At 72.2% G+C, this 8,553-nt stretch carries 12 protein-coding genes; 5 read left to right on the plus strand and 7 right to left on the minus strand.

What is annotated here, in order from left to right:
- The first annotated feature begins 63 nt into the window (after positions 1-63).
- Positions 64-570, plus strand: coding sequence for a Fic/DOC family protein (locus tag ACFWI8_RS16705; RefSeq protein WP_387091404.1), 507 nt, complete (start codon positions 64-66; stop codon positions 568-570).
- Positions 571-594: 24 nt separating this feature from the next.
- Here ACFWI8_RS16705 and ACFWI8_RS16710 read toward each other — a convergent pair whose 3' ends face one another.
- Complete coding sequence (locus ACFWI8_RS16710; protein ID WP_387091407.1) at positions 595-1,293, minus strand: Crp/Fnr family transcriptional regulator; 699 nt, start codon at positions 1,291-1,293, stop codon at positions 595-597.
- Between the two features lie 24 nt (positions 1,294-1,317).
- On the opposite strand from ACFWI8_RS16710, the gene ACFWI8_RS16715 reads away from it, so the two are divergent.
- Positions 1,318-1,584 carry a YciI family protein gene (locus ACFWI8_RS16715; RefSeq protein WP_387091410.1) on the plus strand — a complete coding sequence of 89 codons (267 nt, stop codon included), beginning with the start codon at positions 1,318-1,320 and terminating at the stop codon, positions 1,582-1,584.
- A 27-nt stretch (positions 1,585-1,611) separates the two neighbouring features.
- On the opposite strand, the gene ACFWI8_RS16720 is transcribed toward ACFWI8_RS16715, so the two are convergent.
- From ACFWI8_RS16720 to ACFWI8_RS16730, 3 genes are read right to left on the minus strand one after another with little or no spacing between them, the layout of a single operon-like run.
- Complete coding sequence (locus tag ACFWI8_RS16720; protein ID WP_387091413.1) at positions 1,612-2,547, minus strand: LD-carboxypeptidase; 936 nt, start codon at positions 2,545-2,547, stop codon at positions 1,612-1,614.
- 38 nt (positions 2,548-2,585) lie between these two features.
- Positions 2,586-3,374, minus strand: a complete 789-nt coding sequence (locus ACFWI8_RS16725; RefSeq protein WP_387091416.1) for an ABC transporter permease — start codon at positions 3,372-3,374, stop codon at positions 2,586-2,588.
- Positions 3,371-4,282, minus strand: a complete 912-nt coding sequence (locus tag ACFWI8_RS16730; protein ID WP_387091419.1) for an ABC transporter ATP-binding protein — start codon at positions 4,280-4,282, stop codon at positions 3,371-3,373. The genes ACFWI8_RS16725 and ACFWI8_RS16730 overlap by 4 nt, the downstream gene beginning before the upstream one ends.
- A 133-nt stretch (positions 4,283-4,415) precedes the next feature.
- Here ACFWI8_RS16730 and ACFWI8_RS16735 point away from each other — a divergent pair, with 133 nt between their 5' ends.
- Positions 4,416-5,585, plus strand: coding sequence for a sensor histidine kinase (locus ACFWI8_RS16735; protein ID WP_387091422.1), 1,170 nt, complete (start codon positions 4,416-4,418; stop codon positions 5,583-5,585).
- On the opposite strand, the gene ACFWI8_RS16740 is transcribed toward ACFWI8_RS16735, so the two are convergent.
- The gene (locus ACFWI8_RS16740; RefSeq protein ID WP_387091425.1) at positions 5,557-6,042 is read right to left on the minus strand and encodes a hypothetical protein; all 486 of its coding nucleotides are present in this window, start codon (positions 6,040-6,042) and stop codon (positions 5,557-5,559) included. The two genes, ACFWI8_RS16735 and ACFWI8_RS16740, sit on opposite strands and share 29 nt — an antisense overlap.
- Before the next feature lie 98 nt (positions 6,043-6,140).
- Between ACFWI8_RS16740 and ACFWI8_RS16745 the strand changes: the two genes are divergently transcribed.
- Positions 6,141-6,794: a response regulator gene (locus tag ACFWI8_RS16745; RefSeq protein ID WP_387091428.1), complete on the plus strand. Its 654-nt coding sequence runs from the start codon at positions 6,141-6,143 to the stop codon at positions 6,792-6,794.
- Here ACFWI8_RS16745 and ACFWI8_RS16750 read toward each other — a convergent pair.
- Together ACFWI8_RS16750 and ACFWI8_RS16755 are read right to left on the minus strand one after the other, a co-directional pair.
- Positions 6,784-6,957 carry a DUF397 domain-containing protein gene (locus ACFWI8_RS16750; RefSeq protein ID WP_387091431.1) on the minus strand — a complete coding sequence of 58 codons (174 nt, stop codon included), beginning with the start codon at positions 6,955-6,957 and terminating at the stop codon, positions 6,784-6,786. The two genes, ACFWI8_RS16745 and ACFWI8_RS16750, sit on opposite strands and share 11 nt — an antisense overlap.
- Before the next feature lie 5 nt (positions 6,958-6,962).
- Positions 6,963-7,823 (minus strand): helix-turn-helix domain-containing protein, encoded by an 861-nt coding sequence (locus ACFWI8_RS16755; protein WP_387091434.1) that lies wholly within the window; start codon positions 7,821-7,823, stop codon positions 6,963-6,965.
- A gap of 186 nt (positions 7,824-8,009) precedes the next feature.
- On the opposite strand from ACFWI8_RS16755, the gene ACFWI8_RS16760 reads away from it, so the two are divergent.
- A complete protein-coding gene (locus ACFWI8_RS16760; protein WP_387091437.1) occupies positions 8,010-8,432 on the plus strand; it encodes an ATP-binding protein in 423 nt (140 codons plus the stop codon).
- Positions 8,433-8,553: the final 121 nt, after the last annotated feature.

Below are 8,553 nucleotides of genomic sequence, written 5' to 3' on the forward strand. Positions count from 1 at the left end.
GACCCCTACCTTCTGCCGAGCGGCGCCTTACGGAACAAGCTGGGGATCACGGACCCCCGGGCGTTGAGCGAGGCGGAGGCGGACATCTCGCGCGCCCGCCTGGCACTCTTGACGAGTCGACCGCTGCCCGGCGACTACGACCTGGCTCATCTGCAGCGTTTCCACAGCGTGATCTTCGGCGACGTCTACCCCTGGGCCGGCGAACTGCGCACGGTCGACCTCACGAAGTGGACCTCCTTCTGTCCCGTCCGCACCATACGTGCGTACGCCGACGAGGTCTTCGGGCGACTCCGGTCCGCGAACTGGTTGCGCGGCTTGCCGAGAGCGGACTTCGTCAGAGAGATCGCGGCGCTGTACGGCGACGTCAACGCTCTCCACCCCTTCCGGGAGGGGAACGGCCGGGCTCAGCGGGCTTTTCTCGGCCAGCTGAGCAGCGAGGCCGGGTGGTCGCTTCGGTGGTCCGACCTCTCGGCGATCGAGAACACCGAAGCATCGGTCAAGAGCTTCCTCGGGGACAACGGTCCGCTGGAGCGCATGATGGACAAGCTCGTCGGCGGTCGCCCGGAGTGAGGGCCGGCCTTCAAGCACCCGCCTTCAAGCACCCTTGGCCGCCCTGAGCCGCAGCAGCTCAGGCGCCAGCACCCGCACCGCCCGGCCGGCCGGGGCGATCAGGCCGTCCCGGCGCAGCCGGGCCAGGGCCCGGTTGACGGTGACGCGGCTGACCCCGAGCAGGTCGGCGAGGTCCTGCTGGGTGCCCACCGGGATCACCGTGTCGCGCCGCGTCGCGGCCTCCGTGAGCAGCCAGGCCGCGAGGCGGGCCTCGGCCGGGAGGGTGGCGGTGGCGGTGAAGCGGGCCTGCTGGTGGCGGGCCTCGGCGGCCAGCACCCACAGCACGTGTCTCCTGACGGACGCGGCGTCGTCCGTCAGCGCCAGGAAGCGGTCGCGCGGCAGCGCCGCCACCGCGCAGGGGGTGACGGCGGTGAGTGTGGCGGTGTGGCCGAGGCCGTCGATCACCGCGACCTTGTCGAGGGCGCGCGGTCCTGTCCACTCGCCGTGCCGGACGGTCCGGCCGGCGGCGGTGTGGCCGGTGGCGGCGACCGTGCCGCGCAGCAGGAGCAGCAGGTGGGTCGCCGGCGCGCCGGCGTGCCGCAGCGTCTGCCCTGCCGGGTGGCGGCGCCGCAGGCTGGCGGCCCACAGTTCGCGCAGCCGGTCGTCCGGGACGCCGGCCAGCAGCGGGACGGCGCCGAGCGCCGCGTGCGGCGGCGGTGTATCGGCTGATACAGACGGGCTCACCCGGCCGACCGTACCGTCACCCGCATGCTGATCGTCGAACTCGCCTTCGGCCCCGAGCCGGAACGCCTCGCCGCCCGCCCCGCCCACCGGGCGCTGCTGACCCGACTGCACGCGGAGGGCCGCCTGCTGGCCGCCGGACCCTTCGCGGACGACAGCGGGGCCCTGCTGGTCTTCCCGGGAGACCGGGAGGAGGTGGACCGGATCATGGCCGCCGACCCGTACTACCGCTCCCCGGGCGTGCGGGTGGTCGGCGTGCGCGAGTGGCGGCCCGTGGTGGGTCCTGATCGGTGACGGCGGACGGGCACGCTCCGCGCCGGCTCACACCCGGACGAGGTCTTCGAGGTAGCGCAGCACCGGTGGTCGGCCGTGCAGGTCGAACTCGACGCGGCAGCCGATCGGGAACTGGATCTTCCTCGGCTGGTGGCCGTACTCGACGTTGGTGACGACGGGAAAGCCGTCGCCGACGCAGCGCAGGACCAGTTCGTCGACGTCGGCGTCCGGCGCGTTCTCGCGGGGCCAGTCGGCGGGGGCGGCGATGACGAGGGCCGCGATGTCGCGGAAGACGCCGGCGAGTCTGAGGTGGGTGAGGGCGGTGTCGATGCTCTCGAAGGTGGCCGTCATCGCCTCGATGAGCAGGATCGACCCGGCGGTCGGCGGCATCCACCTGGTGCCCACCAGGGTCCTGAAAGCCGTGAGATTGCCGCCCACGACGTGCCCCGAGACGCGCGGGCGCTCGGCGCGGTGGACGCGCCAGTGCGGGCCGGCGACCTCGTGGCCGGTGACGGGACCGGTGGCCATGGCCCAGAACGCGTTCTCCGTCCAGGGCTCGGCGGTGGACGGGAAGAACTGGAACCCGCTGATGCCGTGCACGGTCGGTACCCGGGCGGCGGCCCAGATCGCGTTGTTGAGGCTCGTGGGGTTGCTGAAGCCGGTGAAGAGCTTCGGGTTGGCCCGGATCGTCGCGTAGTCGAGACGGTCCACCAGATGTTCCGCGCCGGCCCCGCCGTTCGCCGGAACGACCAGGCCGACGTCGGGATCGGCGAACATCGCCATCACGCCGGCCGCCCGGCGTTCCGCCGTGCCGGCGAGGAAACCGAGCCGGTCGAGCACGCCGGGGGCGACCTTGACGGGGTGGCCGCGCGCCTCGAAATGGCCGGTGACGCGGCGCAGTTGTTCTGCGGTGAGCGGCGAGGAGGTGGCGACGACGCCGACATGGGCGCCCGGCGCGAGTGCGGGTGGCTTGACGGTCTCCATGGCTCGCAGTCAACCAGCCGCCCCGGCGGCCGGACACGTCACACGTCGCGGCGCCGGACCACGACCACGGCCACCACCGCGGCGGCCAGTGGCCACAGGGCGTAGGCCAGCCACGAGTCGGCGATCGACGGCAGGGCGGGGGAGTCGCGCGGGGCGAGCAGGGAGAGCGTGCCGCGCCAGGCGTAGTAGGGGAACAGGCCGTACAGCTCGTTGGCCCACTGGTGGACGCTCGGCTTGAAGAAGCCAGGCACGATGACGAGCGCGGCGCAGGTGCTGACGACCGCGGCCGCAGTGTGCCGGAGCAGCGCCCCGAGGCCCAGGCCGACCAGCGCCGACACGGGCGCGAGCAGGGCGTGGGCCGCCAGCACGCGCGGCACGCCCGGGTCGGTGAGGGACAGGCCGACGCCGCGCCCCGAGACGACGGCCTGGCTGACGGCGAAGGCGCCGAGCGAGACGACCGCCCCGGCGGCGAGCGAGACGCCGGCCAGCACGGTCACCTTGGCCGCCACCACCCGGTGGCGGGCCGGCACGGCGGTGAGGGTGGTGCGGATCAGCCCGGTGGCGTACTCGCCGACGATCGCCAGCGCGCCCACACTGCCCGCGCCGATCATCAGCAGCGCCACCGAGAAGCCGCTGAACGCCTCCGACATCGGGTCGTAGTGGGCGCGCTGGGTGGGCCCGAACCCGGGCCACTGCTGGTAGGTGGTGGCGGCGCTCTGCGCGGCGATCGCGATCAGGGCGAGCGCGCCGAGGCCCAGCAGCCAGCGGGTCGAACGCAGCGACCACAGCTTGATCCACTCGGCGGCGAGCAGGTCGCGGGCGGTCATCGGCGCTCACCCGCCAGGTACTCGGCGCGGTCGGCGGTGAGCGCCATGAACGCCTCCTCCAGGGACGCGGGACGCGGGGCGAGTTCGTGCAGCGAGACGCGGTGGGCGAGGGCGAGTTCGCCGATCCTGGCGGCCGGCAGGCCGGTGACGGTGAGCGCCCCGGTGGCGTCGGCGCGGACGGTGCCGCCGCCGGCGGTCAGCGCGGCGGCGAGCGCGGCCGGCTCCGGGGTGCGCACCGTGACCCGGTCGTCGTTGCCGCGCGCGGCGAACTCGGCGACGGTCTCGTCCGCGATCAACTCGCCCCTGCCGATGACCACCAGCCGGTCGGCGGTGTGCTCCATCTCGCTCATCAGGTGACTGGAGACCAGCACCGTGCGGCCCTCGGCGGCCAGCCGCCGGAAGAAGCCGCGCGCCCACCGCACGCCCTCCGGGTCCAGGCCGTTGACCGGCTCGTCGAACAGCAGCACGGGAGGATCGCCGAGCAGCGCGGTCGCGATGCCGAGCCGCTGCCGCATGCCAAGCGAGAACCCGCCGGCGCGCCGGCCCGCCACCTCGGCCAGGCCCACCTCGTCGAGCACCTCCGCCACCCGCCGCCGCGGCAGGCCGTTGGAGCGGGCCAGCGCGGCCAGGTGCGCGGCGGCCGTGCGGCCCGGGTGCACGTCGCCCGCGTCCAGCAGTGCGCCGACATACCGCAGCCCGGCACGCCGGCCACCGAACGGGCGCCCCTCGATCGTCGCGGTGCCGGCGGACGGCCGGTTCAGGCCGAGGATCATCCGTAGCGTGGTGCTCTTGCCGGCGCCGTTGGGGCCGAGGAACCCGGTGACGAGTCCGGGGCGCACCGTGAAGGTGAGGTCGTCGACGGCGAGCACGTCGCCGTAGCGCTTGGTCAGTCCGTTCACTTCGATCACGGGGACGACGTTTCCGCAGGTCCGCGCCGGGCCGCATCGGCCGCCGGGCCGGAAACCGGGGGCCCGCGTCGGCCCGGAGGCATACGTCTGTGGGCCGATGCCACGGCCGGGGACAGCTGTCTACGATCGGCGCGTGTCGTCCCAGCTCCGGGCCCCCGAGCCCGTGGTTCCGCTGCCGCAGCGCCTGCCGCCGGCCGCGCGGGCGGCGCTGCCGTGGGGCGCGGCGGCCGGCCTCGGCCTGCTGCTCGCGGCGACGACGGGCGCGCCGCTCGTGGCAGTGCCGCTGGCGGCGCCGCTCGTCCTGGCCTGGCGGCGTCCGCTGCCGGTCCTCGCGGTGGTGCTGGTGGAGGTGGCCGTGGCGGCCGCGCTCGGGGTGCGGGCCGAGGGGATCTGGCCGCTGTTCGTGGTCGCCGGCCTGCTCGTCGGCCGCGTCGCCGCCTCGCGGCCCCGGCCGGGCGCGGCGGCCGTCACGCTCGCCGTCCTGGAGACCGTGCTCCAACTCGACCTGGTCAGGGACGGCGGCACGGACCGCGCCCTCGCGGTCGGCTTCCTCGGCCTGAGCGGCTGCCTGGCCCTCGCCGTTCTCCTCTCCTGGCTGGCCGGCACGACCGTCCGCCAGCGCCGGGAGTACGCCGCCGCGCTCCAGGCGCAGGCCGCCGTCGCGGCGGTGACGGCCGAGCGGCTGCGGATCGCCCGTGAGCTGCACGACATGGTGGCGCACAACGTCGGCGCCATCGCCATCCAGGCCGGGGCGGGCAGCCGGGTGCTGGACCGCAGCCCCGGGCAGGCGCGCGGCGCGCTCGACTCGATCGAGGCCACCAGCCGCGAGACGCTGCGCGAACTGCGGTGCATGCTCGACCTGTTGAGACAGCCGGAGGATGACCCGCTCACGGGCCTCGGTGACGTGGACCGGCTGGTGGCGACGACGGCGGGCGCCGGCGTCCACGCGGAGGTGCGCCGGCTGGGGGAACGGCGCCCGCTGCCGCCGACCGTCGACCACGCGGCCTTCCGCATTGTCCAGGAGTCGCTGACCAACGTGGTGCGGCACGCGGGCACCGACCGCTGCCGGGTGACGATTCACTGGCTGGCCGACGAGTTGAGCGTCGAGGTCGACGACGACGGCGTGGGCGGAACCGGCGGGACCGGCGGAACCGGCTACGGCATCGCCGGCATGCGGGAACGCGCCGAACTCCTGGGCGGCCGGCTCACCGCCGGGCCACGGCCCGACGGTGGCTTCCGGGTCGCCGCCCGGATCCCCCTGGAGCGGAGGTCGGTCATAGATGCCCCTGGGACTCTTCCGTGATCTCCGTAATCAAGTGATCGAGTGCTTGGAAATCGCTTTCGACCGTCTCTCGCATGTTTGTGAACTCGTTCTGCTCGAAGGCGAACTGTATTCGCTCCACCAGCGACGAGACATCGTCGGTCGCCCTTTTCGCGAGAGAGGAGACGTGGCGGGGACCCTCCAGACCGACGCCCAGCGCCAGGAGCTTCACGCGGGACGGGGCAGTTGCCAGCTTCGCCAGGCCCGTCCTGATGGCATCCGGATCCCTGCTGTTGAGGGGCGCGTAGAACATGAGGTCACGCAGCTCGGTGATCTGCTCGACGAACACGCTCAGCTCGGCGAGAAAGGCCGTGTAGGCCTGACGGCGCGCTCGCTTCTTCTCGATCCTGCCGGCGTACACGCCGGATATGTACGCACCTATCCCCGTGGCGAACGCGCCCAGCGACGCGCCCAAGAAAGCAGCCAGCCCCTGATCCATCGGCCCTCGCTCTGGAGACGCATTCAGCCGGAGTTCAAGTCTAGAAGGACGGCGCTCCGGAGCGGCCGCCCTTCTCACCCGCGACCTAGGCTTTCCGCATGACCGTGAGAGTCCTCCTCGCCGACGACCAGCCGCTGGTGCGCGCCGGCCTGCGCATGGTGATCGAGGGGGCCGCCGGCATCGAGGCGGTGGGCGAGGCCGGCACCGGGGCCGAGGCCGTCGGACTGGCCGCGGAACTCCGCCCCGACGTGGTGGTGATGGACATCCGCATGCCGGGGATGGACGGCATCGAGGCGACGCGGGCGATCACGGCCGACGTACCTTCGAGCCGCGTCCTCGTCCTCACCACCTTCGACGAGGACGCCAACGTCTACGCCTCGCTGCGCGCCGGCGCGAGCGGCTTCCTGGTCAAGGACATGGCCCTGGACGACATCCTCGCCGCCGTGCGGGTGGTTGCCGCCGGCGACGCGCTGATCGCACCGAGCGTCACCCGCCGCCTCATCGCCGACTTCGCCGCCCGCCGTCCCGAACCGGCGCCGACAACAAGGGAGTTGCCCAGGGTGACGGCCCGCGAACGCGAGGTGCTGACGCTGGTCGCCCACGGCCTGACCAACGCCGAACTCGCGGCGCGCCTTCACATCAGCCACGGCACGGCCAAGGCGCACGTGGCCAGCCTGCTCACCAAACTCGACGCGCGGGACCGGGTACAGCTCGTCATCGCCGCCTACGAGGCGGGGCTCGTCAGTCCTTGAGCCGCTGCAGCAGCGCGCGCAGTCGGGCCGGGTTGGTGGCGAGGACGGTGTCGGGAGCGTCGCTCTCACGTATGAGGAGTCGCGCGGGCGCGCTGACCGCCAACTCGACGCAGTTGTCCTGTTCGTTGGAGAACGAGGACTTGCGCCATTCGAGAACGGGCACGGCTGCTATGCCTTCCGAAGGTGGTCGCGTACGGACGAGATGAAGTCGCGTGACTCGTCGGGAGACATCGCGACCTCCTGCATTCGTGCCAGCGTATCCCGGTAGTTCCTCAACTGGTCTTCGCCGTCCAGGAAGACGGAACCGTGCGGGCTGTCGAGTTGCACCGTGTCGAGTTGGGGTGCGGGGCCGGACGCGTAGGCGAACGCTCCACCCGCACCGGCGTATCCGGGGGCGGTGAACGGGATCACCTGGATGGTGACATGCTCGTGCTCGCTCTCCTCCAGCAACCGGTCGAGCTGTCGTCGTTGGATGTCGGGACCGGTCAGGCATGCGCGCAGCGCCGCTTCATGCACGATGAAGTGGCAGGGGGTCGGGGTGTCCCTTTCGAAGATCGCCTTGCGTTTGATGCGGTGGGTCAGCCGGCGTAGGAGATCGACCTCGGACCGCTGGGGAACCGCGAGCCGTAGTACGCCACGCGCGTGCTCCTCGGTCTGGAGAAGCCCGGGAATGTGGAAGTGGTCCACCATGGTCAGGCGCTTCGCGTGGTACTCCAGCTCGGCCAGGTCAACGGGCCCGGCCGGAAGTACGCCTCGGTACTCCTCCCACCAGCCCCTGACCCGGGTCTCGGCCATGCTGGCAAGCCCCTCCACGTAAGCCTGGTCCGGACACGCGTAGTTGGCGGCCAGTTGGCGCACGCGTTCGCCGCTCACGCCGAACCGTGCGGCCTCCATGTTGGAGATGCTGGTTCGGTCGCTGCCGAGGAGCGAGGCGGCCTCGCTGATCGACATGCCTGCCCGGTCACGCATCCGACGCAACTCCACGCCGATGCGGCGCTGGCGCGCGGTGACGTTCTTCTTGGATGCCATGCGGCCCTCCTCGTTCCTGGCGATCGGCATCATGATGGCCGCTGGAAGCACTTCTGAGCTAAGTGCTGACACGATGGGGTGAATGCGGCCTCAGAAGTGAGGCGAACCTCGTAAGGTGGCACGGTGAGTTAGGCGGCGATCGCCGAGTGCTGTCGCTGTGATCGAGTCTGCGGGAGGGGAAGCCCCATGACCGTCGTGCCGCCCGAGAAGTCGAGCGATCCCATTCGTTCCTACTGGCTCACGGCTCCCAACGCCGTCGACACCGCGAAGCTGGCGCGCGACCACGTCGTGCGGCTGCTGACCCACACCGGACACGGCGCGTTGGCCGAGAACGCCCGACTGCTCACCAGCGAGATCGTGACGAACGTCTTCGCCCACACGGACGTCCCGTTCGTCACCGTCGAGACCGTCGTCGACGCCCGCCGCGTGCTGGTCGCCACCTACGACGAGTCCGCGCGCCACCCGATGGCTCGTCGCGCGGGCGACGTGGCCACGGGCGACGAGAACGGGCGCGGGCTGTGGCTTGTCGAACTGCTCGCCGCCGACTGGGGAATCGCCGCATCGCCGCTGGGGAAGCGGGTCTGGTTCGAGCTGGGCTACGCGATCTAGGACGAGGAGTCAGGGCTCGCCGGGCGGCGTTGATGCTCCTATTGGTTGTCAAGCGGCTTGGAGCCAGTCGCGGTAGGAGTGGGTGAGGGCGTCGTCCCGGGTGAGTCCTCGTTCGAGTCGG

Origin of the sequence: Streptomyces sp. NPDC127098 (assembly GCF_042722465.1) — a bacterium.
Lineage (GTDB): Bacteria > Actinomycetota > Actinomycetes > Streptomycetales > Streptomycetaceae > Streptomyces > Streptomyces millisiae.